Origin of the sequence: Vallitalea okinawensis (assembly GCF_002964605.1) — a bacterium.
In the GTDB taxonomy this organism is placed as follows: Bacteria; Bacillota; Clostridia; order Lachnospirales; family PQDH01; genus Vallitalea_A; species Vallitalea_A okinawensis.
Genome location: NZ_PQDH01000003.1, coordinates 181,441 through 208,207, shown reverse-complemented (window position 1 = coordinate 208,207; position 26,767 = coordinate 181,441). Strand labels below are relative to the sequence as shown.

Genomic DNA, 26,767 nt, shown 5'->3' with positions numbered 1-26,767 from the left:
TGTAGGTATGGAAAAAGTGTTAATGAAAGGGAATGAAGCCATAGCTGAGGCAGCTATTCAGGCAGGGTGTAATTTTTTCTTTGGATATCCTATTACACCACAAAATGAAATTCCCGCATATATGGCTAAGAAATTACCTAAAGTAGGTGGAACATTTCTTCAGGCTGAATCTGAAGTTTCTGCAATCAATATGGTATATGGTGCTGCTGGTGCTGGTGCTAGAGTTATGACATCTTCATCAAGCCCGGGGATCAGTCTAAAGGCAGAAGGAATTTCCTATATAGCTGGTGCAGAGTTACCATGTGTTATTGTTAATATCGTTCGTGGAGGTCCTGGTTTAGGGGGAATCCAACCAGCACAGTCCGATTATTTCCAAGCTACTAGAGGTGGCGGACATGGCGATTATCATTTAGTAGTTTATGCGCCTTCAACACTTCAAGAGATGGTATCTCTTACTATGGAAGCTTTTGATGTTGCTGATCAATATAGAAACCCTGTTATGATTCTAGGTGATGGTATGCTTGGTCAAATGATGGAGCCGGTATCCTTTGAGAAGCCATCAGAAAGAGAATTACCTGAAAAAGATTGGGCTACTACAGGCTGCGATGGCTCACGCCCAAGAAATATTATTAATTCTCTTCATATAGATCCTGAAGAATTAGAAAAAATGGTTGATAGAACCTTTGATAAATATGAAGTTATTAAAAAGAATGAGACTAGAGTAGAGGCATATAATTGTGAAGATGCCGATATCATCGTTGCTGCATATGGTACAACTGCTCGTATTGTAAAAAGTGTCATTGAAGCTGCAGCAGAAAAAGGTTTAAAAGTTGGTTTGATTCGTCCTATTACGGTTTGGCCTTTCCCTTATGATGAAATGCAAAAATGGGCTGAGAAAGAACATGTTAAAGCTTTTTTAACTGTAGAAATGAGTAAAGGACAGATGGTTGAGGATGTAAGATTAGGAGTAGAAGGAAGAAAGCCAGTTCATTTCTATGGACGTACAGGCGGTATGGTACCTACTCCAGACGGTATTTTAGAGAAATTAGAAACAATCATGGGGGAGGTAATGTAAATGGCTGTTGTATATGAAAAAACTAAAGGATTAACAGATAATACCATGCATTATTGTCCAGGTTGTACCCATGGTATTGCTCATAAATTAGTTGGTGAAAGTTTAGAAGAACTTAATGTCTTAGACAAAGCTGTTGGTGTTGCGCCAGTAGGATGCTCTGTATTCGCCTACGAATATTTTAACTGTGATATGCATGAAGCTGCTCATGGTAGAGCTCCAGCAGTTGCTACAGGCGTAAAACGTGTTTTACCAGATAACATTGTATTTACTTATCAAGGTGATGGAGACTTAGCTTCAATCGGTACAGCTGAAATTGTTCATGCTGCTGCAAGAGGTGAGAACATTACCGTTATCTTTATCAATAACGCTATTTATGGTATGACAGGTGGTCAAATGGCTCCTACGACTTTATTAGGTCAAGTCACAACCACATCACCATATGGTCGTGACGCAGCTCAAGCTGGTTATCCGATCAAAATGTCAGAAATGTTAGCAACACTTGAAGGTGTACATTATATTGAGCGTGTATCTGTACATGATGTCAAGCATATCCGCCAAGCCAAAAAAGCTATTAAAAAAGCATTTGAGAATCAAGTTAATAAAAAAGGTTTCTCAATGGTTGAAGTCCTTTCTACATGTCCAACTAACTGGGGAATGACTCCTATCGAATCACTTGGATGGTTAAAAGAAAATATGATGCCATTCTATCCATTAGGTGTATATAAGGAGGGAGAATAAAATGACTGAAAAAGTGATCATTGCTGGTTTTGGTGGTCAAGGGGTTATGTCTATCGGCCAGATGTTAACTTATGCAGGTATGAAGGAAGACAAAGAAGTTTCTTGGTTACCTTCTTATGGACCTGAGATGCGTGGAGGTACTGCTAACTGTAATGTTATCGTATCCGATCATATGGTTGCATCACCAATTATAACAGAAGCTACTACAGTTATGGCTTTAAATTTACCTTCCTTAGATAAATTTGAAAAAGAAGTTAGAAAAGATGGTTTATTAATAGTCAACAGTTCACTTATTGAAAAAAAAGCTGAGAGAGATGATATTAAGGTACATTATATTCCTGCAAATGATATAGCAGTTGAATTAGGAAATGCTAAAATAGCGAATATGGTTATGTTAGGAGCTTTCTTAGAGCTAACAAAGACTGTTACTGTTGAATCTGTTTTAGAAGCTCTCAAAAAAGTACTAGGAGAATCAAAAGCTCATTTGGTCCCAATTAATAGAGAAGCACTACAAAAAGGTGCTGAATGTGTTCGTTAATTAAGGTATTAAATCTTTTGTATAATATTTAGGGCATAGCTAATAGCTATGTCCTTTCTGTATGCAATAATACTCATAGTATCCTTTGGCAAGCCTTCAATCATATACTGATAAGAAGGGGGAGTATATAAGGGAGTGAGTCCATGTATGTTAAGAAGATTAATCATTTTGAACAGTATGATACGACTAAGATACAAGATGAGTTACTTAAGAATATGCATTTGTTAAAGCAAAATTCTGCAGGTGATTTCTTAAAGAATGAGATAACAATTAATGTTGTTGTCATTATGGAGCTTTTGGAGCGTTTGGAATTAATAACTCATGATGATAAAGATTTTATTAGAAGAGAGCTTAATAAGGCTACTGCGCTTGTTAAATCCATTCATAGTAAAATAGATCTTATTCCAAATAATTATAAAGAAGACTCATCACGTTATAGCACTTATCGATTTTTAATTTGTGATATTAATGATAAAATTACTGAATCATATCATATTATTAATACGCTCATTCCTTATTGTTGATAGTAAATGAGGTGGTAGTCATGAAATCATTAGGGCTAGATTTTAAAACTATAGCAACAATCAATGAATTTGAGTTATATAAAGATGAAGTAAAGCGAAATTTACTGACGATTAAGTTTATAAAAAACAAATTACGTGATGGTCAATTAGCAAATCACCTATACCAAAACTATATTCCTGATTTGCAAAATATTTTGCAATATACATTATGGTTAATTAGCCACTATCAGCAGAGCTATTTTGGTTGTGATAAGGTAATTTATCAAATTCAATTGTTCGAAATAGCAGTTACTGTAGATTTTGTTATCAATATGTTGAACTACGTCTCTCAATTACAAGAAGAAATTAACAAACAATTCTTTATACAAAATACCAATAATGCTATTGATGAAATTGAGAAGCACATTGTTAGAATTGAAGAAGCATTGAATTATAAAGAAGGGATTAATTCTCAATTACCTGATTTAAGAAGTTATTTAATTAAGCCTGCACCTATTAAGACCAAGCGGTTAAACGGTACTCATATCAAAAATTATCTCTCGTTGATGAAAAAGGATATATATAAGTTTTTGCAAAATGATGAAGGAAAAGCTAATCTTTTATACTATCAACTAGATAGTGTTTATACTCAAATTATTAATGCATATAATAAAGATCAGTATCAAGTAGACCTTTACCCTATGCTGATTTTTGATTATGAGCAATTGCATCTGTATGCTTTATTTGATGCTTATGAGGAAGATTACTTAGATGAAGAAAGTCGTTATTATGTCCAAAAGAGTAAAAAAATTATTTTAGATAAGATTGTTAATCACATTCAACTCTACCGAGATATGCTTAAGTAAACGATTGCGCATGTGTGGCGGTTTTTCAAGACTGCTATCATGTGCTTTTCTGTTTTTATGATTATAAATAACAGCCTATAATATTTGAAGGGTACTTGGGAATGCACTTTAAACTCCTCGTTAATGATCTGTTTAAAATCTAATAGATCTATTTAATATCGGTTGACAGGTGCTTAAAAAAAGCATACAATAACCCTATAGGGGGGATAGGAAGGAGGAAAACTATGGCTCACCAACATCCAAACAAGAAAAAAGTTGTTAATCGATTATCTAGAATAATTGGGCATATGGAAGCTATTAAAAAGATGGTAGAGGATGATCGGAATTGCAATGAGGTACTTATACAGATATCTGCTGTAAAATCAGCGTTAAACAATACTGGAAAGCTTATTTTAACGGATCACCTTAACCATTGTGTCAAAGAGGCTGTTGAAGATGGTGATATGGAACAATTGGAGGCCTTTGAAAAAGCATTGGATCAATATATACGATAAAAGGAGTTGACTGCTTGTTGAACATTATAAAAACAATTATTACTGCTATATTAATAACTTTTGTAGCTTGGATTAGTAAAAAATCTCCTACCATAGGAGGAATTGTTGTATCGTTACCTATAACCTCAATGTTAGCCATGATGTGGCTCTACGTTGATACAAAAGATAATCAAGTTGTAATGGAATTATCTAATTCTGTTGTCTGGGCTTTAATACCATCTATTTTATTTTTTATCTGTATGTCATTTTTACTAAAAAAGCAGTTAAATTTCTATTTAGCTATGTTAATATCTTCTGGTGTTATGGCTGGAGGGTATTATATTTATGTTAAAATATTAGGGATATTCGGCATTCAAATATAATAGTATAAAAAGTGCACAACGGACAAGTCATCATACATATGAAATTATTTCTGAGAAATATCATAAAAGATATTGACAACAACAAAAATTATTGCTAAAATACTATCAACTTAATTAATTGTTTGATAAATGCAATGAAGGAGCTAGTCAACTTGCAAACTGCTTTCAGAGAACTGATGGATGGTGCGAATCAGTAGCGGTGTATGTTGTAAATCACTCCCGAGCAGATGCTGTGAAATTTTAGTAATAGTACTCCGGTATACCCCGTTACAGGTAAGGGTTTGTTTGAACCTAGTGAGAGGCCATGAATTTGGCAATTAGGGTGGTAACGCGTGATTATCCTCGTCCCTACAAAGTTGTAGAGACGAGGCTTTTTATATATAATTTTATAGTTTCAATTAAAGAAATAATTCCATTTTATGCTTTATAAAAATGTATTTCTGTATGAATACCCCTCGATGAATTATTTAAATATTCTAAAAAAAGATTGAATCTAAATGAACTCTAGTAAGTAATAGGTGTCATTGCACCTAAAATAATAAAAAACAACTTTAATGATTTAATGTGTTGAAGGGAGGCTGTTATATGAAAAAGCATGTGTTATCAGTATTGGTAGCGAACCACTCTGGAGTTTTAAGTCGAGTTGCTGGATTATTCAGTAGAAGAGGGTATAACATTGATAGTTTGACAGTAGGTGAAACTCATGATCCTGAACTTTCTAGGATGACGATTGTTGTAAAAGCAGATGATTTGATCTTCGATCAAATTAAGAAACAACTCAATAAATTAATTGATGTGAAAAAAGTCGTTGAGTTGAAACCTGATGAATCGGTATATCGTGAGATTGCCTTGGTTAAAGTTAATGCCAATCAACATAATCGAGCATCAATTATCGAAATAGTCGATATATTCAGAGCTAGTATTGTTGATGTGTCAAAGGATTCTTTAATCATAGAAATAACAGGTGCACCTAGTAAGGTGAATGCTTTTATTGAATTAATAAAAGAATTTGGTATTAAAGCACTTGTTAGAACAGGGTTAACGGCCCTTGATAGAGGAAGTAGTTGTACAAATAATGTTTTAAATTTAGAGGAGGTCATATAATGGCAGTTATGTATTATGATAAGGATTGTGATTTAAGTTTATTAGAGGGAAAAAAGGTAGCAGTAATTGGTTATGGAAGTCAAGGGCATGCTCACGCTTTGAATTTAAAAGAATCAGGTGTTGATGTAGTTGTAGGTTTATATGAAGGAAGTAAATCTTGGTCTTTAGCTGAAGAAGCAGGTTTAACTGTGAAAGTAGCAGCAGAGGCAGTAAAAGATTCTGATTTAGTCATGGTTTTAGTAAATGACGAAAAACAAGCAGTATTATACGAAGAAAGTATTTCACCCAATCTGAAATCAGGTCAATCTTTAATCTTTGCACACGGTTTTAATATTCATTATGGTCAAATTGTACCTCCGAAGGATATCAATGTCTTCATGGTTGCACCAAAAGGTCCAGGTCACACAGTAAGAAGCCAATATGAAGAAGGTAAAGGAGTACCTTGCTTAATAGCAGTTTATCAAGATGCCACTGGTAATACCAAGGATTTAGCATTAGCTTATGCAAAAGGTATAGGTGGAGCAAGAGCTGGTATTTTAGAAACAACCTTTAAAGAAGAAACTGAAACTGACTTATTCGGTGAACAAGCAGTTTTATGTGGTGGTGTTTCTGAATTAATTAAAGCTGGTTTTGAGACCTTAGTTGAAGCTGGATATCAACCAGAAAGCGCGTATTTTGAATGTTTACATGAGATGAAATTAATTGTTGATTTGATTAATAAAGGTGGTTTATCCTACATGCGTTATTCCATTAGTGATACAGCGGAGTATGGTGATTACTCAGTAGGTCAACGAATTGTAACGGATGATACTAAGAATGAGATGCGTAAAGTTCTTCATGAGATTCAAAATGGTGAATTTGCTAAGAATTGGATTCTTGAAAATAAAGCTAACCGTCCAAGTTTTAACGCAAGAAGACGTCTTGAACAAGAACATGTGGTAGAAGAAGTAGGTAAAGAATTAAGAAAGAAGATGATCTGGAACGATTGATGAGGAATAGGAGGATTTAAATGGGTAAAAGGATTAAGATATTTGATACGACTTTAAGAGATGGTGAACAATCACCAGGTTGTAGTATGAACCTAAAAGAAAAGCTAAAAGTTGCCAAGCAGCTTGAAGTGTTAGGTGTCGACGTCATTGAAGCAGGTTTTGCTATAGCTTCTCCAGGAGATTTTGAAGCTGTTAAATCAATTGCTTCAGAAGTTAGGGAATCTGTTGTTGCTAGTTTATCAAGAGCATTACCTAAGGACATTGATCGTGCCTGGGAAGCTGTAAGATATGCTAAGCAACCTAGAATTCACACTTTTATAGCTACTTCAGATATACATATGCAATACAAGTTAAAAAAGACTCCTGAAGAAGTCCTCCAACAAACAAAAGAAATGGTACGCTATGCTAAAAAGTATTGTCCAGATATTGAATTCTCTGCTGAAGATGCTTCAAGAAGTGATTGGGATTTTTTATGCCGAGTATTTGATACAGCTATTAAGGAAGGTGCTACAGTTATTAATGTACCTGACACCGTCGGTTATACGACACCAGATGAATACTATCGTTTAATCACTTATGTTAAAGAAAATACACCTGGTATTGATTCGGTAGATATATCTGTCCATTGTCATAATGATCTTGGATTAGCTGTTGCCAATACTTTAGCGGCAGCTCGTGCAGGAGCTACTCAATTAGAATGTACCATTAATGGAATCGGAGAGCGTGCTGGTAATGCAGCTCTTGAGGAGCTTGTAATGGGGATTAACACTCGACGAGATTATTTTAACTTTGAATGCGGTATTGATACAAAAGAAATTTATCACGCCAGTCGTTTGATATCAAATATCACCGGACAACATGTTCAGGCTAATAAAGCAATAGTTGGTGCCAATGCCTTTGCCCATGAATCTGGTATACATCAGCATGGGGTGTTAGCAAACAAGAGTACCTATGAAATTATGACTCCAGAATCTATTGGATTGACTGAGAATAAAATGGTGCTTGGCAAACATTCAGGACGCCATGCATTTGATGATCGTCTTAAAGCATTAGGCTTTCATTTGTCAGCAGAAGAGATTCAAAAAGCATTTTCTGAGTTTAAAGAATTGGCTGATAAAAAGAAAGTAGTTACAGATAAAGATATTGAAGCCCTTGTTGAACAACGGCAAGTTGCAATTGAAGAAATCTATAAGTTTGATCGTTTCGTTATTAATAGTGGTAATACCATTACAGCTACAGCCAGTGTTCGCCTTATTAAGAAAGATGAGAAATTTGAGGAAGTTTCATCGGGAGATGGACCAGTTGATGCTTCCTTTAAGGCGATCGATAAAGTGGTTGGTATTGACTTTAAATTAATGGATTATAAAATAACTGCTGTAACTGAGGGGAAAGATGCTCAAGGTACGGTTCGGGTCAAAATTCAGAAAGATGGTAAAGTATTTAAAGGTAGAGGTCTGAGTACAGATATCGTGGAAGCGAGTGTAAAGGCTTATTTAAATGCTATTAACAAAATGCTAAATGCTATTGAATTAGGTGAGGGGGATGAAGTGGGTGAAAAAGCAGGTTAAAATTTTTGACTCCACTTTACGTGATGGAGCTCAAGCAGAAAGTATTTCTTTTACTGTAGAAGATAAAATAAAAATCGTTAAAGCACTTGATGCCCTTGGCGTCAGTTATATTGAAGCAGGTAATCCGGGCTCCAACCCCAAAGATATGGAATTCTTTAAACGAATGAAAGAGTTGGAACTATCAGTTTCTAAGCTTACAGCTTTTGGTAGCACAAGACGTTGTGGTATTAAGGTTGAAGATGATCTCAATGTGCAATCGATGCTAAAAGCTGAGACACCAGCAGTAACAATATTTGGGAAAAGTTGGGATTTTCATGTGACAGATATTATCAAAACTACTTTGGATGAGAATTTAGAAATGATTAAAGATACTCTTGGTTTCTTTAAAGAACATCATAAAGAAGTTATTTTCGACGCAGAACACTTCTTTGATGGGTATAAGAGTAATCCAGAGTATGCGATGAAGTCCTTGGAATGGGCGATTAAAGGTGGTGCCGATAGCGTTGTACTTTGTGACACCAATGGAGGTTGCATGCCTGATGAAGTTTTTTCGATAACTACAGAAGTTTGCAAGAGGTTTGATATTGAAGTTGGTATCCATTGTCATGATGATGGTGGGATGGCTGTAGCCAATTCTATGATGGCGGTAAAAGCAGGTGCAACCCATGTACAAGGAACTTATATTGGTTTTGGTGAAAGGTGTGGAAATGCTAACCTTAGTACAATTATAGGCAATCTCCAGTTAAAGCTAGATTATTATTGTATCCCTGATGAAGCGTTAGAGAACCTAACAGAAACTGCTCGGTATGTTGCTGAAGTGGCTAATATCAACTTAACAGAAAGTGAACCTTATGTTGGCAGGAGAGCCTTTACTCATAAAGGTGGTATGCACATTGATGGTGTGAGCAAGGCTTCACATTCATTTGAACATATTGATCCGAGTTTAGTAGGTAATTCAAGAAGATTTCTGATGTCTGAAGTTGCAGGACGAAGCACTGTGCTTAAGAAAATTAGAAAAGTCTCACCTAAGTTGACCAAGGATTCTGAAGAAACTAAGCAAATAATAGAGCGATTAAAAGAGTTAGAGCACGTTGGTTATCAATTCGAAGGTGCTGAAAGTACATTTGAACTAGTGATTCGCAAACACTTAGGTAAATACAAACCTTTCTTCCATATTGAAAATTTCAAAATCATTGGCGAACAGCCATCAAAAGATTCTGAATTTAGTGCTTATGCCATGGTGAAGGTTAACGTAGATGGAAAAGATTGTGTAACTGCTGCTGAAGGAGATGGACCTGTCAATGCATTAGATAAAGCCCTCCGAAGCGCGCTAGAAACATTTTATCCTGAGTTAAGTAAAGTGCATTTAACAGACTATAAGGTTCGTGTTTTAGACACCAAGGCTGCAACAGCTGCAAAGGTTCGAGTTCTAATTGAATCAACTGACGGTTTTGATAAATGGACTACAGTAGGTGTATCGACGGATATTATTGAAGCAAGTCTAGTAGCCTTAGTGGATTCCATTGAAATTAAATTGCTCAGAGAATTAGAAAGAAAAATTAAAGCATATATGTAGTTTGTTTTGAACATTATTAAGAGATTGAATAGTCGTAAGGTTCAATAGATTTGAAAGGAAGTGAGACATCATGGGTATGACCATGACGCAGAAAATACTTGCAGACCACGCTGGTTTAGAATCTGTTAAAGCAGGGCAATTAATCCAAGTTGATTTAGATTTAGTCCTAGGTAATGACATTACCACGCCAGTTGCTGTTAATGAATTTAAGAAAAATGGTTTTACAGAAGTATTTGATAAAAGTAAGGTAGCAATCGTACCTGACCATTTTACACCTAATAAAGATATAAAAGCTGCAGAACAATGTAAGTGTATTCGTGAATTCGCTTATGATAAAGGTATTGAAAACTATTTTGAAATAGGTGAAATGGGTATAGAGCATGCATTGATACCTGAAAAGGGTCTTGTTGTATCTGGCGATGTTGTCATTGGTGCAGATTCACATACTTGTACATATGGTGCTCTAGGAGCTTTTTCCACAGGTATTGGTAGTACAGATATGGCAGCAGGAATGGCTACAGGTAAGTGTTGGTTTAAGGTGCCTGAGGCATTAAAATTTAATTTGACTGGTAAACTTAATGAATGGGTTAGCGGTAAAGATGTTATCTTGCATATTATTGGTATGATAGGTGTCGATGGTGCGTTATATAAATCCATGGAGTTTGTAGGCGAAGGTCTAAAAAACCTATCTATGGATGATCGGTTTTCAATGGCAAATATGGCTATTGAAGCAGGTGGGAAGAACGGTATATTTTTAGTTGATGATACCACATTAGAGTATGTAAAGAATCATTCTGAGCGTCAACCAAAAATTTATGAACCAGACCAAGATGCTGTTTATGAAGAGGTTTACAATATTGATTTAAATAGCATTAAATCTACAGTGGCATTTCCACATTTACCTGATAATACTCGTACTATTGATAATGTGGGTGAAGTAAAAATTGATCAAGTTGTCATTGGATCTTGTACAAATGGTCGAATTGAAGACTTAAGAGTAGCAGCTAAGATATTAAAGGGGAAGAAAGTTGCTAAAGGTGTTCGGACAATCGTATTCCCAGCTACCCAGAAAATATACTTAGAAGCTATGCATGAAGGGCTTATTGAAACGTTCATTCATGCTGGAGCTATTGTTAGTACACCAACATGTGGACCTTGCTTAGGGGGACATATGGGTATTCTAGCAAAGGGTGAAAGAGCTGTAGCCACAACTAACAGAAACTTTGTAGGTCGTATGGGGCATCCGGAATCAGAAGTATATTTATCAAGTCCAGCTGTGGCAGCAGCATCAGCAATTGCAGGAAAAATCGTAGGGCCAGAAAGTGTATAGGAGGTAATAACATGGAAGCAAAAGGAACAGTTTTTAAGTATGGAGACAATGTAGATACAGATGTTATTATCCCGGCAAGATATTTAAATACATCTGATCCAAAAGAATTAGCAGAGCATTGTATGGAAGATATTGATGCAGATTTCGCTAACAATGTTAATGTTGGAGATATTATTGTAGCTGAGAAAAATTTTGGGTGTGGATCTTCTCGTGAGCATGCTCCGATAGCTATAAAGGCAAGTGGCGTGTCTTGTGTCATTGCCAAGACTTTCGCAAGAATTTTTTATCGAAATGCAATTAATATAGGATTGCCGATATTAGAATGCGATGAGGCTGTAGATGCTATAGAGAGTGGAGATAAGTTATCTGTTGATTTTAGCACTGGTGTAATTAACAATGAAACTAAGGAAGAGCAATATCAAGCTGAAGGATTCCCAGAGTTTATCAAAGAAATCATAAAAGCAGATGGATTACTCAATTATATTAAATTAAATAAGTAATTACTTGAATTAAAAAGTAGTTCGACGTAAATAGATAAAGATTAGGATGTGAAAACATGGATTTTAAAGTGGCTGTTGTTGCTGGTGACGGTATTGGGCCTGATATTGTAAAACAGGCCGTTAAGGTTTTAGATACAGTTGGTGATAAATTTGGTCATCAATTCGAATATAACTATACATTAGCAGGTGGAGCTGCCATTGATGCTGTTGGAGAGCCTTTACCTGAAGAAACTCTACAGGTGTGTAAAGAAAGTGATTCCGTATTATTAGGAGCTGTTGGTGGTCCTAAATGGGATGACTTAGGTGGCAATCAACGACCTGAAGCAGCCCTTTTAGGATTGCGGAGTGCATTAGGTCTTTATGCCAACGTGCGTCCAGCTGTTTTGCATGATGCCCTTAAGGATGCTTGCCCATTAAAGCCTGAGTTACTAGAAGAAGGCGGATTAGACATCGTCGTTATGAGAGAATTAACAGGTGGTATATATTTCGGTGAAAGAGGTCGTAATGAAGAAGGGGAGACGGCTTTTGATACACTTGTATATAGCAAAGAAGAAGTAAGGCGAATTGCAGTGGCTGCATTTGATGTAGCTATGAAGAGAAATAAAAAAGTTACCAGTGTAGATAAGCATAACATACTTGAATCTTCTCGTTTATGGAGAAGTGTTGTTGAGGAAGTAGCAAAAGATTATCCTGAGATACAATTAAATCATATGTATGTTGATAATGCAGCAATGCAATTAGTAAGTCGACCAAGTCAATTTGATGTCATCCTGACTACGAATATGTTTGGCGATATCTTATCTGATGAAGCTAGTATGATCACTGGTTCCATAGGTATGTTACCATCTGCAAGTATTGGTTCAAGTAAGTTAGGGTTATATGAGCCAGTACACGGTTCAGCTCCTGACATTGCAGGGCAAGATAAAGCTAATCCATTAGCAACTATTTTGTCTGTAGCGATGATGTTACGCTATTCTTTTAACTTGCAAAAAGAAGCTGATGCCATTGAAGAAGCTGTTACTAAGGTTTTGGATGGAGGATTTAGAACTGGAGATATTTTATCAAATGGTATGAAGCTGGTTGGTACTGAAGAAATGGGAGATTTAGTTGCAAAGAATTTATAATTTCTATAAATAGTTAGGAAGGAGGCGATTGGATGAGGAGTGATCGTGTAAAAAAGGGCTTAGAGCGAGCACCACATCGTTCTCTATTTAAGGCGATGGGATACACAGACGAAGAAATTGAACGACCTCTTATAGGTATTGTTAATGCAAAAAATGAAATTATTCCTGGTCATATTCATCTTGATAATGTAGTTAAAGCTGTAAAAGAAGGGGTGCGATTAGCAGGTGGAACACCTATTGAGTTCCCAGCTATAGGCGTCTGTGATGGTATCGCCATGGGGCATGTTGGTATGCACTATTCACTAGCAACCAGAGAACTTATTGCAGATTCAACAGAAGCAATGGTGATGGCTCATGGGTTTGATGCTTTAGTCATGGTTCCTAACTGTGATAAGATTGTTCCTGGCATGTTAATGGCTGCTGGACGTCTTAACCTTCCTACTATTGTAGTAAGTGGTGGTGCCATGCTGGCCGGTAAAGTTGGTGATAAGAACATTAGCTTATCCAACGTTTTTGAAGCTGTTGGTTCAGTGAAGGCTGGTAAGATGACTGAGGGTGAACTCTGTCAGTATGAAAATAATGCTTGCCCAAGTTGTGGGTCCTGTTCGGGTATGTTTACAGCCAACAGTATGAACTGTCTTACGGAAGTATTAGGCCTGGGATTGCCTGGCAATGGAACCATACCAGCAGTTTACTCTGAGAGAATTCGATTGGCAAAAAAAGCAGGGATGGCTATCATGGAGCTTTTTGAAATGGATTTAAGACCGAGAGATTTAATGACAGAAAAATCATTTGAAAATGCTCTTACAGTGGACATGGCGTTAGGCTGTAGTACGAATAGTATGCTGCACTTACCAGCAATTGCTAATGAAGTAGGTATTACCATGGAGCTTGAGAAAGCTAATGATATTAGCTCTCGTACACCCAACTTGTGTAAGTTAAGTCCAGCAGGGCATCATCATATTGAAGATCTTTACGAAGCAGGTGGAGTTCAAGCGGTTATGGCAGAATTAGCTAAGAAAGATTTGCTTCACTTGGATTGTCCGACTGTAACAGGTAAGACGGTATGCGAAAATATAAAAAATGTAACTAATTTGAATAATCAAGTTATACGGAATATTGAAAATCCCTACAGTGAAACTGGAGGTATTGCTATTCTAAAAGGGAACTTAGCCCCTCTAGGCTGTGTAGTAAAGCGTTCCGCTGTCGCTCCTGAGATGCTAGAGCATCGTGGTCCGGCTCGCGTGTTTAATTCTGAAGAGGATGTTAATGCTGCAATTTTAGGAGGCAAGATTAAGAAAGGCGATGTTGTAATTATACGTTATGAAGGTCCTAAGGGAGGACCTGGTATGCGCGAAATGCTTGCACCAACATCAGCCCTTGCTGGTATGGGATTAGATAAGGATGTTGCCTTAATTACGGATGGTCGTTTTAGTGGAGCTACTCGTGGAGCATCCATCGGGCATGTTTCGCCAGAGGCAGCCGAGGGAGGTCCAATTGGTTTAGTTCAGGAAGGCGACACTATCTTTATCGATATTAATAAAGGAAAGATTATCCTTGAAGTAGATGATAATGAGCTTGATCATAGACGTAAAAGTTTTGAACCTTTACCATGCAAGATTAATCAAGGTTATTTAGCAAGATATGCTAAGTTAGTAACCTCTGCTAATACAGGTGCAGTTTTAAAATGAAAGGAGTGATAGGATGTTAATGAAGGGTGCGGACATCGTTGTAGAGTGTTTAAAAGAACAGAATGTAGATACTATATTTGGCTATCCTGGTGGGGCAGTTCTAAATATCTACGATTCCTTATACAAAAATAAAGAAAAGATTAAACATATTTTAACTTCTCATGAGCAAGGAGCATCACATGCTGCTGATGGGTATGCTAGAGCTACAGGAAAAGTTGGTGTAGTTATTGCTACATCTGGACCAGGTGCTACTAATCTTGTCACAGGTATTGCAACTGCATATATGGATTCAGTACCTATGGTTGCAATCACGGGGAATGTCCCTGTATCACTGTTAGGTAAAGATAGTTTTCAAGAGGTCGATATTGCTGGTGTAACAATGCCTATAACAAAGCACAACTACATTGTTAAGGATATCAATAAACTAGCGGACACTCTCAGAGAAGCCTTCTATATAGCTAAAGAAGGGCGACCAGGACCAGTTTTGGTTGATATTCCAAAGGATATAACGGCACTTGAGGCAGACTATCAACCGAAACAACCAAGAGTAATCCAAAGAAACACGGATGAAGTAAGTGATCTAAAGTTAGATCAAGCTGTTGAGTTAATTAATAATTCAGAGAAGCCATTTATTTATGCTGGTGGTGGTATTATAAAAGCTGATGCTGCTGAAGAGTTACTTGAGTTTGTTGAAAAAATACAGGCTCCTATCACATCGAGTTTGATGGGGCTTGGCGGTTTTCCGGGAGATCATCAGCTTTTTACTGGGATGATTGGTATGCACGGTACAAAGGCTTCTAATTTAGGTGTTACCAAAAGTGATTTGCTCATCGTAATAGGCGCTAGATTTAGTGATAGGGTTGTTAGTAACGTTAAGAAATTTGCTAAGAATGCAAAGGTGTTGCATATTGATGTAGACCCTGCTGAAATTAATAAAAATGTCTTAACTCATGAATCCTTAATTGGTGATGTTAAGTTGGTTTTAGATGCTCTTAGTAAACGTCTTAAACCAATCAAACGAGAAGAATGGGTTGGAGAAATCTGTGATATTAAAGAAAAATACCCACTTAAGTACGGGGATCATGGTTTAAAAGCTCAATACGTCATTGAAAAAATATATGAAGTTACAAATGGTGAAGCTATCATTACGACGGAAGTAGGTCAACATCAAATGTGGGCTGCACAATATTATAAATATACAAAACCTCGAACATTTTTATCCTCAGGTGGTTTAGGTACCATGGGTTATGGTTTAGGTGCATGTATAGGTGCTCAGGTTGGAATGCCAGATAAACAAGTTATTAATATCGCTGGAGATGGCAGTTTTAGAATGAATTTAAATGAACTGGCTACAGCTGTTGAATATAAATTACCACTAATTGTCGTTATCATTAATAACCATGCATTAGGGATGGTGCGTCAATGGCAAACGCTATTCTATGATGGGCGTTATAGTCATACGACTCTGGATCGTGGTACAGATTTTGTTAAACTTGCAGAAGCCTTTGGTATGCTAGGTTTCAATGTGAGAGGGAAAGATGAGGTAGAAGATGTTCTTAAGAAAGCTCTTGAGCATCAAGGACCGGTGCTGATTAATTGTGAGATTGATCCGGATGATAAGGTATTCCCTATGGTAGCACCTGGTGCATCAATTGAAAACCTTATTATGGAAGAATAATAATCATCACATAAAAAATAAGGTGAATTGTATAATAACTATTAAAGTCAGCAATATAAAGACTCGGGTACTAGCGTTCCCGGGTCTTTATTGTACTTACTATTGTATTGTTAAATGTTATACATAATGTTATAATTATACATATAAGCTATTAGGGTAAGGAGGAGTTTGATGACATTATATGATTATTTCTTTATGATGGTCTTAATCACATTTCTTATTTTATTTATTCGCTATGGTGTTCTATTTAGGAAATATGGGAAAAGCCTTTGTGTTGTTGGTGAACATGAGCGAATTGCATTTACTTTTGTTTTAGGGCTTGCTGTCGTTATGACCATCTTTTCAATTCTAACAATTATGGAAGAGGGTTTCTATCATGCGCGGGATATATTGTTACTCCTTCTCTTGTATTACCTGTTGGTTATCTATTTACATACTGTTTCTAAAGTATATTTCACTGAAAAAGGTATATTTACTAACAATAAAATCTATCAATTCAAGGATATTTTATATATAAAAGAGATACGAGAAAATGATGAGGAAATTGAATATGAAATGATTATTAGACCCAAAAAGTATAAGAAATTTATTCGTTTTTCAATTTCTATCAATGACTCAGATAGATTTAATACATTTATGATAAAAATGAAAAATAGAAAGTTTAAAAACAATGGTCAACTTGACATTTGAATTTATAACGTTTATAATTAAGACAATTAGATAATTATCTAAATATTAAAATGAGGTGTTGCCTATGAATAACGCTTTTAAAGCACTATCAGATCCTACACGTCGAAAGATCTTACAATTTTTAAGGGAAAAGGATATGTCTGCAGGTGAAATTGCTGATCGTTTTAATATTAGTAAACCTTCCATAAGTCATCACTTGAATTTATTAAAAAATGCAGATCTAGTTATTACAGAACGGCGCGGTCAACATATTATTTATTCTTTGAATACAACTACGATGCAAGATATGTTAAAATGGTTCTTTGAAATTAGCAACTATGGTGATGAGAGGAGTGAAGAATCATGAAACTTATGAAGTGGGTATTTATTATTGCAATGATTTCTTTTATATTTAATATACTATTATTACCATTTTTACCTGAACAGATTCCAATGCATTGGAACATATATGGTCAAGTTGACCGTTATGATAATAAGTATTTTGTCCTTTTGTTAGCTGGTTTACCGATCTTAATGTATGGGTTAGGAAAGGTTTTACCTAAGATTGATCCAAAAAGAGAAAATTACAAAAAACATGCCAAAAGCTATCATTTAATTATGACTTTGATTATGCTCTTTTTTATCTATATAAATTGGATTGTTTTGGCATCATCATTAGGTTATGGAGTTGATACAAGTATATGGGTTAATTTTGGTATTGGTGTTTTATTTATTATCATGGGAAACTATATGCCTAAAATCCGACATAATTATTTTGTAGGTGTGAAAACTCCATGGACTATAGCAGATGAAGATACTTGGAATAAAACACATCGGGTGGCAGGCTATTATTTTCTTATAGCAGGGTTACTATTTATTTTCGGCGGCTTTGTAAATCAACCTAACTTTTATTTCGCCAGTACAGCCTATATTATAATAGGAGTAGTAGGGTTGTTTATTTACTCTTATATAGTTTTTAAAAAGAATACAAAATGATGAGAATCTTAGAGAGTGCTTTGGCATTCTCTTTTCTTTTATTAACCGAAAACCTTTTATTAATGTCAGGGAGTTCGTATTAAGCGCAGGTTGTTATAGAGTTGTAAAAGTAACTAAAGATATTCTATGCTATAATGAGTAAAAGGCTATTACAAAAGAGGAGGAATTCGATGGAGATTCAAAGATATGTAGCTGATCCTAACCGTTATGAAAACATGATCTATAGAAGATGTGGTCGTAGTGGACTTAAGTTACCCTTATTATCATTGGGGTTGTGGCATAACTTTGGTGATGTAACGGTTTATCATAATAGTCGTCTTATGATTAGAAGAGCTTTTGATCTGGGTATAACCCACTTTGATTTAGCTAATAATTATGGACCACCACCAGGGTCTGCTGAAGAGAATTTTGGTAAAATTCTCGCTGATGATATGAAACCCTATCGTGATGAGATGATAATATCTACAAAAGCAGGATATCATATGTGGCAAGGGCCTTATGGTGACTGGGGGTCTAAAAAATATCTTGTTTCTAGTCTTGATCAAAGTTTAAGGAGAATGGGGTTGGATTATGTTGATATCTTTTATCATCATCGTCCTGATCTTGACACACCATTGGAAGAAACGATGGGAGCCTTGGATCAAATTGTTAAGCAAGGTAAAGCTTTATATGTAGGTATTTCTAATTATGGTGCTAAGGAAGCGAGGAAAGCCATAAACATATTAAAGGGACTAGGTACACCATGCCTCATTCATCAACCTCGCTATTCCATGTTTGATCGTTGGATAGAAGATGAGTTAATTGATGTTTTAGGAGAAGAAGGTGTTGGTGGTATAGTTTTTAGTCCTCTTGCTCAAGGGCTATTAACCAATCGTTATTTAAAGGGGATCCCTGCTGATTCTAGAGCAGGAGCAAAAGGGATTTTCCTACGACCAGAGCATCTTACTGATGAAGTCATGTCTAAAATAAGTAAACTTAATGAGATTGCATTAGAACGTCAACAATCCTTAGCGCAAATGGCTTTAGCATGGGTTTTGCGTGATGAACGGATTACATCTGCCCTAGTGGGTGCTAGTCGAGTAGAACAACTAGAAGATAACGTTAAGATCGTTCAAAATTTAGCATTTACAGCGGATGAATTAAGCGTTATAGAGGATGTTCTCCAAGGTTAAAGTTAGGGGGGCATCATGATTCCGGGGTTGGTTTTTGTAGCTTACATATAGCGGAGGCATTATTATGAAAAAGTTAATTTTGGTAGTGATTATTATTTCATTACTATCGGCTTGTCAGTCAGTCTCTGAAACAAATTTAGAGGTGTTAGAATTTGAAGAAGATACAACCAAGCACACTGATAGTGAAGTTAGTGAATTTGAGTGGGATGAAACAGAAATCAGTGGTGAAGTTGAAGAAACAGATGAAAAAGTTTTTTCTAAGGAAGAGCTACTTAAGCTTGAAGTCGAAGAGCTAATCAATGGTATGAGCCTGGAAGAAAAGGTAGGACAAATGTTTATGCTTGCATTTCGACAAGATCAGCTAGGTCAGCCTTTAACCCTCATTACAGAAGAGGTTCTTCATACTGTATTAAACTATTATATTGGTGGCGTCATACTTTTTTCTGAGAATATTCATACACCTGAGCAGACCAAGGAACTTATTGATGATTTACAGGTCACTTCTAAATTGCCACTCTTTATAGCTGTCGATGAAGAGGGGGGGCAAGTAAGTCGAATTGGTAATAATCCAGCTATGCAAGTTCCTAGACTTCTTAACAGTGGCTTAATAGGTCGTCTAGGTGACCCCCAAAAAGCCTTTGAAACGGGTTCTATATTAGGAGCATACCTAAGTGAGTTAGGATTTAACTTGGACTTTGCTCCTGTAGCAGATGTTAATACTAATCCAAATAATCCTGTCATAGGAGAACGAGCCTTTGGGACTGATCCTTTATTAGTAGGGACGATGGTTGCAGAAGAGGTGAAAGGTATGCAAGAGCAGGGGATATTGGCTACTTTAAAGCATTTTCCAGGCCACGGTGATACGAATTCTGACTCACACATGGATCAGGTAGAAGTTGATCATGATTTAGATCGATTAGAAAAAGTTGAGTGGCTGCCTTTTGAAGTTGGTATTAAAGCTGGAGTCCATATGATTATGGTTGGTCATATCAAGACGCCTAATGCAACAAAAGATAATCTGCCTGCTAGTTTATCACCTACTATGGTTACAGAACATTTAAGAGGAAACTTAGGATTTGATCAAGTTGTTATCACTGATGCCCTTGAGATGGGAGCAATAAGTAACTACTACTCATCCTCAGAAGCTGCTATTTTGGCCGTTGAGGCAGGTGTTGATATACTTTTAATGCCTCTAGACTTCCCCGAAGCATATAATGGTGTTATCGAAGCTGTTAAAAATGGTAGAATTACTGAAGAAAGAATTGATGAATCCTTAATGAGGATATTAAGTCTAAAATACAGTGAAGGAATAATAAATGAACAAAATGAACTTAATTAATCCTTTTTTTGTGACGGATACGTGAGTTATCTAATAAAAGATGATTATAATTCAAATAAGTAACATATCTTATATAGTTGCATATTATATAAAGGTACAACGATGTTTAACACATCGAAACATATTAACAACTTCTTGTTTCGACAAGGAGTTTTTAAATAGATGGCAAAGAATCTAGTAACCCTAGATTCTTTGCCCATTTTTAGCTTATAAGCAACTTTAATATAATTGTAAATTAAAACTATAAGCCCATCAATAAGTAATGTAATAATTAACAATTTGTAAAAACTCTTGATTTTCTTAATTAGGGTGGTAAAATATTCTTATATCCTTGAAAGGGAAAGGATATTTTAAGTTACTCTATCTATGAACATAAAGGAGGATTTAGATGAATAACGAACATGATGATAATGTTATTGATATTGACAAGACTAAAGTGCCCTTTAAATTAGTAAAGAATCTAATCATTACAGGTATTGTTCTTATATTTTTGCTTTACATTGGGTTCAACTCAGTATTTATTGTAGATTCGGGGGAACAAGCTGTTGTAACTCGATTTGGACAATTTGAGAGTGTACGAAGTGAAGGGCTTAATGTCATTATACCTGTTATTGATCAGTACACGATTGTTGATGTACAGCGTAAACATAAAATGGAATATGGTTTTCAAACAGTGCAACAGGGTAATGAAAAGCAAGAAGCAGTGTATAATTCTAAGTTAGAAGAAGGTACAGTCATTGTAAATGCTGCAGATAATAATGCTTCTATCGTATTATTAGAATTAATTATTCAATACCGTATTGCTGATCCAGTTCAATATCTCTATAAAGTAGACGATGTTGAAGGTACGCTGAAGTTGGTTCTTGAGGCTTCTGTAAGAGATGCTTTTCAAACCTTTACTTTTGAAGATGCAAGAACGAATAAGCAAGCTATTGATGCCGTAATCAAGAAAGACTTACAGCAAACAATGCGAGATTATCAGTCAGGAATCGAGATCACCACAGTCAATATTCAAAATGTTGAGTTATTGCCTACGGTTCAAGAAGCTTATAAGCAAAAAGAAAATGCTAACCAATACATGAAGGGTAAACTTGAAGAAGCTGAAAAGTATGAGAATACAGTAATTCCTCAAGCAGAGGCGGAAGCTGAAAAGATGATGCAGGATGCTGAAGCTCACCGTGCCAATGTAATAGCAGAAGCTAATGCTGCAGTTGCTGAATTTGATGCTTTATACAACGAATATATAAACAACCCTGAAATTGTTAAAGAAAAGTATTATTTAGAAGCAATGGAAGCAGTTATTAATAATAATGACATTGTTATCAATAATACTCAAGCAGGAGATTTAAATATCTTCTACAATGTTGATGATCAAAAAGAAAAAGTCGTTAATGAGATTAACTAAGGGAGGGTTGTCGTATGAAAAAAGGTATCATTTTTGGTAGTATTATAATTGCAGTAGTAATACTTTTTAACATGTTTACGTTTATCGTTAGAGAAGATGAAGTAGCTGTTATAAGAAAACTTGGTAAAATTGATAAAGTAATTGTTAACACCAGTGACTATGAAATTGTTGAAGAGAACTTAAGTAATAATGACTTAAGTAGTGTTGAACTATCTCAACAGAAGGGATTGAATTTCAAGATTCCAATACTTAATACTGTTGAAAAATATACTTCTAAATATCTAACTTATAAGTCATTAGAAGAAAATATTAATACGAAAGATGATAGACAAATTCTTATCCAAATGTATGCACAATATCGTATTGTTGACCCAGCTGTTTTCAATATTACGTTACGTTCAAAAAGTAACGTACATACGATAATGGATGATAGAGTGTACTCTGCTATTGTTAATTCGGTAAACTCTCTTAATTTTGAAGAGTTCTTTGAAAAAGAGAAGATTACGGATTTACTGGATAGTCAAAAGGATCAGTTAAATGAAAGTCTTATACGTGATTATGGAATAATGGCAGTGGATATTGGTATTAATAGAAAGAATTTCCCAGTAGACAACATCACTAGTATTGAGTCTAAAATGTCAAAGCAAATAGAGAAAGAAAGTGAAAAGTTAATAGCTGAAGGGGATGCTGAATACCAAAAAAGAAATGCCACAACTGATCGACAAAAAGCTGAGATCGTTGCTGTAGCCATTGAAGATTCAGCCAGAATAAGAGCGGAAGCGGACGCAGAAGCTATTCGTATTTATCAAGAATCATTACAGAAAGACTTAGAATTCTATCAGTTCATTAAGAGGATGGAGCTTTATCAAGATTTAAGTGGATCGACCATCTTTATGGACTCATCTGAGAGTGTATTTGATTATTTAAATAATTCCGGCATAGAAGAATTAGCTGAATAACTATTAAGAAGAGGTCTAACTTACTCCAAGTTAGATCTCTTTTGCTTAATGAACTACCTGCAGATATATACTTGCTAGATCACCATATTTGTAGTATAAATTGTTTTAAATGGTTTCTGGAGTATATTAAAGCTGAATGGTTGACGAGGTAAACAATATACGGTATACTTTAATTAACACAATATCTAGGGAGAGATTAGGATGTATAATGCCATAGAAAAAAGAATTTCAATAAGAAAGTATTCAGGTGGAATAGGAGAGAATCTATTATCCAAAGTTAAAGCTTGGAGTGAGAATTTAGAATCCTTAAATCCTGATATTCCTGTAAAGTTTCATGTGGTTAAGGAAGGGGAGCAAGTATCAAAGTATTTCAAATCTTTCATGGATCGTTATATGAAAGTATATGCCCCCCATTATATACTCGTAACTACTGAGAAAAAGGATAACTATCTTGAAAATCTGGGGTATATGGGTGAACAGTTAGTTTTGAAGATGGCTACAGAAGGAATAGGCACATGCTGGGTTGGAAGCAATTTTAAGGATCATGTTGTGAAGCAAATCATACAAATTCCTCAGCAACAACAATACATCATTATGATAGCTTTCGGGAAGCCAGAAAATCCTCTAAACAGTATATTAGAAAGAAAACGTAAAGCTCTTTCGGAGATATCTAATGGTCGAATTGTAAGTTATGATACGATTATAAAAGCGTTGCAGATTGCACCATCTGCCATTAACAGTCAACCATGGAAAGTGAAGATATGGAAAAATGAGATCCATTTGTATTATGATGCACCTAAGAAAATTTATAAGAAAATGATCCAATCTTTAAATAAAATAGATCTTGGAATAGGTCTATGTCATATGGTAGAGGAAGCTAGATATGAAGGAATGGATGTTGAACTCGTTAAAGACCAAGAAAAAAAGAGGGAACAAGACTATTTTATGACACTTCATTTACAATCATCCTAACTCCAAATTAATTAACAATAAATCATTTTTCAAGGTACCACCTTTATGTTCTATGAATCCAGAATCGGTAAATATCCTCAACGTCTTTTATCACTTATTCTGGCTAAAAGTAATAGGGGTGGTTTTGTTTTAATGATTTACTTTATTTATTTAGTGTGGTAAAGTATATGTAGTATACAAATATCTAAAATTCTATAGTATAAATATTCAGATTTATTATTGACATCATCTTGATATTTATATATGATATTTGAAACAGTATAAATATTGTAATGTTATATGTTTTTCACAGACAAATAGTAATCAATGAGATAGTGTGTAGGAAGGACATGTATTGCAAGAAACTGCACTTATTACTTCAAATTCAAATATGCATTTCGTATTTGAATGATAAATTTATGAAGGAGGCTAATTATGGAAAGAGTTTATAATTTTTCAGCAGGACCATCGACTTTACCTGAAAAGGTGTTAACCCAGGCATCAAAGGAAATGCTTAATTATAGAAATGCAGGTATGTCGGTGATGGAAATGAGTCATCGATCAAAAGTATATGATGAAATTATTAAAGAAGCAGAAGCTTTACTAAGAGAGTTACTTTCTATACCTAATGAGTATGAAGTTCTATTTTTGCAAGGCGGGGCATCGACACAATTTGCCATGGTACCTTTGAATCTGCTTAGCGAAAATGGTACAGCAGACTACATTGATACAGGAGCATGGTCCAAAAAGGCTATTGCAGAGGCTAAGAAATTTGGTAATGTTAATGTACTAGCATCTTCAGAGGATGCAAATTATACTTATATACCCAATCTTAATGATTTAACTTTTACAAAAGATGCCGACTATATTCATATCACTACCAATAATACAATTTACGGAACACAGTTTAATCAATTACCAAATGTTGAGGGAGTACCTTTAGTAGCAGATATGTCTTCAAACATACTAGCAGAAAAAATTAATGTGAATGATTTTGGCGTCATCTTTGCAGGAGCACAGAAGAATATGGGACCAGCAGGAGTAACTATTGTTATAATGAAGAAAGATCTTATAAAAAAAGCTGGCGACAATGTGCCTACTATGTTGCAATACAAAATACATGCTGATAAAGATTCAATGTTTAATACACCACCAACCTATAGTATTTATGTTTGTAAGCTTGTTTTTGAGTGGTTAAAAGAACTAGGAGGCATAGATGCTATTGAGAAGATGAATAGAGCTAAGGCGAAATTACTCTATGATTGTATCGATGAAAGTAAGTTATTCAAAGGACCAGTCAAAAAGGAAGATAGAAGTTTAATGAATGTACCTTTTATTACCGGGAATCCTGATCTTGATACACAGTTCATCAAGGAAGCTGGTTCAAAAGGTTTGGTTAATATTAAAGGGCATAGAAGCGTTGGTGGTATGCGAGCAAGCATCTATAATGCAATGCCAGTTGAAGGTGTAAAAGCATTAGTTAACGTTATGAAAGATTTCGAAGTGACTCACGGATAGGGGGAAGAGAATGTATTACATAAAAACACTTAATAAGATATCTGAAAAGGGTTTGACTCTTTTTAATCAACAGTATGAAATTGATGGTGACACGGAGAATGTTGATGCTTATCTTGTAAGAAGTACAAAAATGCATGATATGGAATTAAATAGAAATACGCTAGCTATAGCTCGAGCTGGAGCAGGGGTTAACAATATTCCTTTAGATAAATGTTCTGAAGAAGGTATTGTTGTTTTTAATACCCCAGGAGCCAATGCTAATGCAGTTAAAGAGTTAGTGTTGACTGGTCTCTTATTAGCATCCCGTAAAGTAGTTGATGGCATTACATGGGTAGAAGAAATAAAGGACCAAGAGGAAAGTATACCAGGATTAGTAGAAAAAAAGAAAAGTGCTTTCGCTGGACCAGAAATTATGGGGAAAAAGCTAGGAGTTGTTGGTCTAGGAGCTATCGGTGTCATGGTAGCCAATGCTGCTTCTTCATTAGGCATGGAAGTTAGAGGATTTGATCCCTTTATATCCGTACAATCTGCATGGGGGTTATCTAGAAGTATCATAAGATGCAATGAATTAGATGAATTACTTTCTGAATGCGATTATATAACGATACATGTACCTTTATTAAACGACACAAAGCATATGTTTGATCGTGAAAAATTTAGCAAAATGAAAGCTGGAGTTCGAATTCTTAATTTTTCAAGAGCTGCTCTAGTCAAAGATGAAGATATAATTACTGCTATAAATGATGGAAAAGTCAGTTGCTATGTTACAGATTTTCCAAATGAAAAGGTTCTCGGCAAAGATGGCGTTATAAGTATTCCACATTTAGGTGCTTCAACACCTGAATCAGAAGAAAATTGTGCAGTCATGGCTGTTAATGAATTAACAGATTATCTTGAAAATGGTAATATTACTAATTCAGTTAACTATCCAAGTTGCAGTTTAGGGAAGCGAAAGTCACTTTGTCGTTTAACCATCCATCACAAAAATCAACCTGCCATGGTTGGAAAGATAACAAATGTATTGGCTGATCTTAATGTTAACATAGCGGATATGAATAATCGTAGTAAAGGAACTTATGCATATACGGCAATGGATTTAGATACATCTGTTGACGACAGTATTGCTGATAAGCTTCGACAAATAGAGGGTATTATTAAAGTACGATTAATTGTTTAAACGATGCTGATTATGATGGATGGAAATCTAAGTAGTAATCGAAAGTGGAAGATTAAGTTAAATGTTTATTGAGGTATAAAAGTAGACTCGTTTTCAAATAATAGGTTATGTCAAGATATGCTAAATTTATTTCGAAAGGGGTCTTACGATGAACAAATTTACTACTGGTTTAGTTATGGGTTCAATAATCGGGGCTTCAGCCGCAGTGATGACACAAGGCAATAATAACCATCATGGTAAAAGACGTATGAAGAAAAGAGGACGTCGTATGATGAATAGAGCCGAAGAAGTCATTGATAACATCATGGATATGATGTAATATAAAGGAGAGATGATTATTCATCTTTCCTTTTTTATTTATATTTTATGCCAAAACCCTTGCTTTTTTTAAAAAAATTATTTACAATTATAAGGGTCTATGATAAACTAGTTAAGTTGAACAATT

At 35.3% G+C, this 26,767-nt stretch carries 27 protein-coding genes and 1 other annotated feature; all 27 genes read left to right on the top strand.

From position 1 onward, the window contains the following. Window positions 1-7 precede the first annotated feature (7 nt). Window positions 8-1,075: a 3-methyl-2-oxobutanoate dehydrogenase subunit VorB gene (locus C1Y58_RS10465; protein WP_105615990.1), complete on the top strand. Its 1,068-nt coding sequence runs from the start codon at window positions 8-10 to the stop codon at window positions 1,073-1,075. Further along, window positions 1,076-1,813: a thiamine pyrophosphate-dependent enzyme gene (locus tag C1Y58_RS10460; RefSeq protein ID WP_105615989.1), complete on the top strand. Its 738-nt coding sequence runs from the start codon at window positions 1,076-1,078 to the stop codon at window positions 1,811-1,813. A 1-nt stretch (window position 1,814) separates the two neighbouring features. Next, window positions 1,815-2,351: a 2-oxoacid:acceptor oxidoreductase family protein gene (locus tag C1Y58_RS10455; protein WP_105615988.1), complete on the top strand. Its 537-nt coding sequence runs from the start codon at window positions 1,815-1,817 to the stop codon at window positions 2,349-2,351. Window positions 2,352-2,494: 143 nt separating this feature from the next. Then, on the top strand, window positions 2,495-2,875 hold the full coding sequence (locus tag C1Y58_RS10450) for a hypothetical protein (protein ID WP_105615987.1): 381 nt from the start codon (window positions 2,495-2,497) through the stop codon (window positions 2,873-2,875). 20 nt (window positions 2,876-2,895) lie between these two features. Beyond that, window positions 2,896-3,720, top strand: coding sequence for a hypothetical protein (locus tag C1Y58_RS10445; RefSeq protein ID WP_105615986.1), 825 nt, complete (start codon window positions 2,896-2,898; stop codon window positions 3,718-3,720). Between the two features lie 224 nt (window positions 3,721-3,944). Continuing rightward, window positions 3,945-4,214, top strand: coding sequence for a metal-sensing transcriptional repressor (locus C1Y58_RS10440; RefSeq protein WP_105615985.1), 270 nt, complete (start codon window positions 3,945-3,947; stop codon window positions 4,212-4,214). A gap of 14 nt (window positions 4,215-4,228) precedes the next feature. Next, window positions 4,229-4,576: a DUF3147 family protein gene (locus C1Y58_RS10435; RefSeq protein ID WP_105615984.1), complete on the top strand. Its 348-nt coding sequence runs from the start codon at window positions 4,229-4,231 to the stop codon at window positions 4,574-4,576. Between the two features lie 125 nt (window positions 4,577-4,701). Next, window positions 4,702-4,929: a binding site (T-box leader), on the top strand. Between the two features lie 232 nt (window positions 4,930-5,161). Beyond that, entirely contained in the window at window positions 5,162-5,680 is a 519-nt protein-coding gene (gene ilvN, locus C1Y58_RS10430; RefSeq protein WP_105615983.1) for an acetolactate synthase small subunit, read from the top strand. Further along, window positions 5,680-6,669 (top strand): ketol-acid reductoisomerase, encoded by a 990-nt coding sequence (gene ilvC / locus C1Y58_RS10425; protein WP_105615982.1) that lies wholly within the window; start codon window positions 5,680-5,682, stop codon window positions 6,667-6,669. Before ilvN ends, ilvC begins: the two co-directional genes overlap by 1 nt. 20 nt (window positions 6,670-6,689) lie before the next feature. Next, window positions 6,690-8,237, top strand: coding sequence for a 2-isopropylmalate synthase (locus tag C1Y58_RS10420; RefSeq protein WP_105615981.1), 1,548 nt, complete (start codon window positions 6,690-6,692; stop codon window positions 8,235-8,237). Further along, window positions 8,221-9,813, top strand: a complete 1,593-nt coding sequence (gene cimA / locus C1Y58_RS10415; RefSeq protein WP_242985378.1) for a citramalate synthase — start codon at window positions 8,221-8,223, stop codon at window positions 9,811-9,813. The genes C1Y58_RS10420 and cimA overlap by 17 nt, the downstream gene beginning before the upstream one ends. 70 nt (window positions 9,814-9,883) lie before the next feature. Beyond that, window positions 9,884-11,143, top strand: coding sequence for a 3-isopropylmalate dehydratase large subunit (leuC, locus tag C1Y58_RS10410; RefSeq protein WP_105615979.1), 1,260 nt, complete (start codon window positions 9,884-9,886; stop codon window positions 11,141-11,143). A gap of 11 nt (window positions 11,144-11,154) precedes the next feature. Continuing rightward, a complete protein-coding gene (leuD, locus tag C1Y58_RS10405) occupies window positions 11,155-11,643 on the top strand; it encodes a 3-isopropylmalate dehydratase small subunit (protein WP_105615978.1) in 489 nt (162 codons plus the stop codon). A 56-nt stretch (window positions 11,644-11,699) separates the two neighbouring features. Beyond that, a complete protein-coding gene (leuB, locus tag C1Y58_RS10400; protein ID WP_105615977.1) occupies window positions 11,700-12,767 on the top strand; it encodes a 3-isopropylmalate dehydrogenase in 1,068 nt (355 codons plus the stop codon). A 32-nt stretch (window positions 12,768-12,799) separates the two neighbouring features. After that, entirely contained in the window at window positions 12,800-14,458 is a 1,659-nt protein-coding gene (ilvD, locus tag C1Y58_RS10395) for a dihydroxy-acid dehydratase (RefSeq protein ID WP_105615976.1), read from the top strand. A 13-nt stretch (window positions 14,459-14,471) separates the two neighbouring features. Then, window positions 14,472-16,136, top strand: coding sequence for a biosynthetic-type acetolactate synthase large subunit (gene ilvB / locus C1Y58_RS10390; RefSeq protein ID WP_105615975.1), 1,665 nt, complete (start codon window positions 14,472-14,474; stop codon window positions 16,134-16,136). Window positions 16,137-16,307: 171 nt separating this feature from the next. After that, window positions 16,308-16,826 (top strand): hypothetical protein, encoded by a 519-nt coding sequence (locus tag C1Y58_RS10385; protein ID WP_105615974.1) that lies wholly within the window; start codon window positions 16,308-16,310, stop codon window positions 16,824-16,826. Window positions 16,827-16,890: 64 nt separating this feature from the next. After that, window positions 16,891-17,172, top strand: a complete 282-nt coding sequence (locus C1Y58_RS10380) for an autorepressor SdpR family transcription factor (protein ID WP_105615973.1) — start codon at window positions 16,891-16,893, stop codon at window positions 17,170-17,172. After that, window positions 17,169-17,801, top strand: a complete 633-nt coding sequence (locus tag C1Y58_RS10375) for an SdpI family protein (RefSeq protein WP_105615972.1) — start codon at window positions 17,169-17,171, stop codon at window positions 17,799-17,801. The genes C1Y58_RS10380 and C1Y58_RS10375 overlap by 4 nt, the downstream gene beginning before the upstream one ends. Window positions 17,802-17,971: 170 nt before the next feature. Beyond that, window positions 17,972-18,973, top strand: coding sequence for an L-glyceraldehyde 3-phosphate reductase (gene mgrA, locus C1Y58_RS10370; RefSeq protein ID WP_105615971.1), 1,002 nt, complete (start codon window positions 17,972-17,974; stop codon window positions 18,971-18,973). A gap of 64 nt (window positions 18,974-19,037) precedes the next feature. Further along, window positions 19,038-20,312, top strand: a complete 1,275-nt coding sequence (locus tag C1Y58_RS10365) for a glycoside hydrolase family 3 protein (RefSeq protein ID WP_105615970.1) — start codon at window positions 19,038-19,040, stop codon at window positions 20,310-20,312. Window positions 20,313-20,700: 388 nt separating this feature from the next. After that, entirely contained in the window at window positions 20,701-21,717 is a 1,017-nt protein-coding gene (gene hflK / locus C1Y58_RS10360; RefSeq protein WP_105615969.1) for an FtsH protease activity modulator HflK, read from the top strand. A gap of 14 nt (window positions 21,718-21,731) precedes the next feature. After that, window positions 21,732-22,676 (top strand): SPFH domain-containing protein, encoded by a 945-nt coding sequence (locus C1Y58_RS10355; RefSeq protein ID WP_105615968.1) that lies wholly within the window; start codon window positions 21,732-21,734, stop codon window positions 22,674-22,676. Window positions 22,677-22,877: 201 nt separating this feature from the next. Next, window positions 22,878-23,648: a nitroreductase family protein gene (locus tag C1Y58_RS10350; RefSeq protein ID WP_105615967.1), complete on the top strand. Its 771-nt coding sequence runs from the start codon at window positions 22,878-22,880 to the stop codon at window positions 23,646-23,648. 414 nt (window positions 23,649-24,062) lie between these two features. Beyond that, window positions 24,063-25,145 carry a 3-phosphoserine/phosphohydroxythreonine transaminase gene (gene serC, locus C1Y58_RS10345; RefSeq protein ID WP_105615966.1) on the top strand — a complete coding sequence of 361 codons (1,083 nt, stop codon included), beginning with the start codon at window positions 24,063-24,065 and terminating at the stop codon, window positions 25,143-25,145. 10 nt (window positions 25,146-25,155) lie between these two features. Continuing rightward, a complete protein-coding gene (locus tag C1Y58_RS10340; protein WP_105615965.1) occupies window positions 25,156-26,322 on the top strand; it encodes a phosphoglycerate dehydrogenase in 1,167 nt (388 codons plus the stop codon). A gap of 148 nt (window positions 26,323-26,470) precedes the next feature. Continuing rightward, window positions 26,471-26,641, top strand: a complete 171-nt coding sequence (locus C1Y58_RS26420) for a YtxH domain-containing protein (protein ID WP_157950045.1) — start codon at window positions 26,471-26,473, stop codon at window positions 26,639-26,641. The last annotated feature ends 126 nt before the right edge of the window (window positions 26,642-26,767 follow it).

Bases quoted from the DNA above. Each gene is read 5' to 3' on its own strand.
- C1Y58_RS10375 (WP_105615972.1), top strand. From the start codon at position 17,169: ATGAAACTTATGAAGTGGGTATTTATTATTGCAATGATTTCTTTTATA.
- C1Y58_RS10365 (WP_105615970.1), top strand. From the start codon at position 19,038: ATGAAAAAGTTAATTTTGGTAGTGATTATTATTTCATTACTATCGGCT.
- ilvN (WP_105615983.1), top strand. From the start codon at position 5,162: ATGAAAAAGCATGTGTTATCAGTATTGGTAGCGAACCACTCTGGAGTT.
- leuD (WP_105615978.1), top strand. From the start codon at position 11,155: ATGGAAGCAAAAGGAACAGTTTTTAAGTATGGAGACAATGTAGATACA.
- mgrA (WP_105615971.1), top strand. From the start codon at position 17,972: ATGGAGATTCAAAGATATGTAGCTGATCCTAACCGTTATGAAAACATG.
- ilvD (WP_105615976.1), top strand. From the start codon at position 12,800: ATGAGGAGTGATCGTGTAAAAAAGGGCTTAGAGCGAGCACCACATCGT.
- C1Y58_RS10460 (WP_105615989.1), top strand. From the start codon at position 1,076: ATGGCTGTTGTATATGAAAAAACTAAAGGATTAACAGATAATACCATG.
- ilvB (WP_105615975.1), top strand. From the start codon at position 14,472: ATGTTAATGAAGGGTGCGGACATCGTTGTAGAGTGTTTAAAAGAACAG.
- C1Y58_RS10465 (WP_105615990.1), top strand. From the start codon at position 8: ATGGAAAAAGTGTTAATGAAAGGGAATGAAGCCATAGCTGAGGCAGCT.
- leuB (WP_105615977.1), top strand. From the start codon at position 11,700: ATGGATTTTAAAGTGGCTGTTGTTGCTGGTGACGGTATTGGGCCTGAT.
- C1Y58_RS10450 (WP_105615987.1), top strand. From the start codon at position 2,495: ATGTATGTTAAGAAGATTAATCATTTTGAACAGTATGATACGACTAAG.
- hflK (WP_105615969.1), top strand. From the start codon at position 20,701: ATGAATAACGAACATGATGATAATGTTATTGATATTGACAAGACTAAA.
- C1Y58_RS10385 (WP_105615974.1), top strand. From the start codon at position 16,308: ATGACATTATATGATTATTTCTTTATGATGGTCTTAATCACATTTCTT.
- C1Y58_RS10340 (WP_105615965.1), top strand. From the start codon at position 25,156: ATGTATTACATAAAAACACTTAATAAGATATCTGAAAAGGGTTTGACT.
- ilvC (WP_105615982.1), top strand. From the start codon at position 5,680: ATGGCAGTTATGTATTATGATAAGGATTGTGATTTAAGTTTATTAGAG.
- C1Y58_RS10420 (WP_105615981.1), top strand. From the start codon at position 6,690: ATGGGTAAAAGGATTAAGATATTTGATACGACTTTAAGAGATGGTGAA.
- C1Y58_RS10350 (WP_105615967.1), top strand. From the start codon at position 22,878: ATGTATAATGCCATAGAAAAAAGAATTTCAATAAGAAAGTATTCAGGT.
- C1Y58_RS26420 (WP_157950045.1), top strand. From the start codon at position 26,471: ATGAACAAATTTACTACTGGTTTAGTTATGGGTTCAATAATCGGGGCT.
- C1Y58_RS10380 (WP_105615973.1), top strand. From the start codon at position 16,891: ATGAATAACGCTTTTAAAGCACTATCAGATCCTACACGTCGAAAGATC.
- C1Y58_RS10355 (WP_105615968.1), top strand. From the start codon at position 21,732: ATGAAAAAAGGTATCATTTTTGGTAGTATTATAATTGCAGTAGTAATA.
- serC (WP_105615966.1), top strand. From the start codon at position 24,063: ATGGAAAGAGTTTATAATTTTTCAGCAGGACCATCGACTTTACCTGAA.
- leuC (WP_105615979.1), top strand. From the start codon at position 9,884: ATGGGTATGACCATGACGCAGAAAATACTTGCAGACCACGCTGGTTTA.
- C1Y58_RS10445 (WP_105615986.1), top strand. From the start codon at position 2,896: ATGAAATCATTAGGGCTAGATTTTAAAACTATAGCAACAATCAATGAA.
- C1Y58_RS10455 (WP_105615988.1), top strand. From the start codon at position 1,815: ATGACTGAAAAAGTGATCATTGCTGGTTTTGGTGGTCAAGGGGTTATG.
- C1Y58_RS10440 (WP_105615985.1), top strand. From the start codon at position 3,945: ATGGCTCACCAACATCCAAACAAGAAAAAAGTTGTTAATCGATTATCT.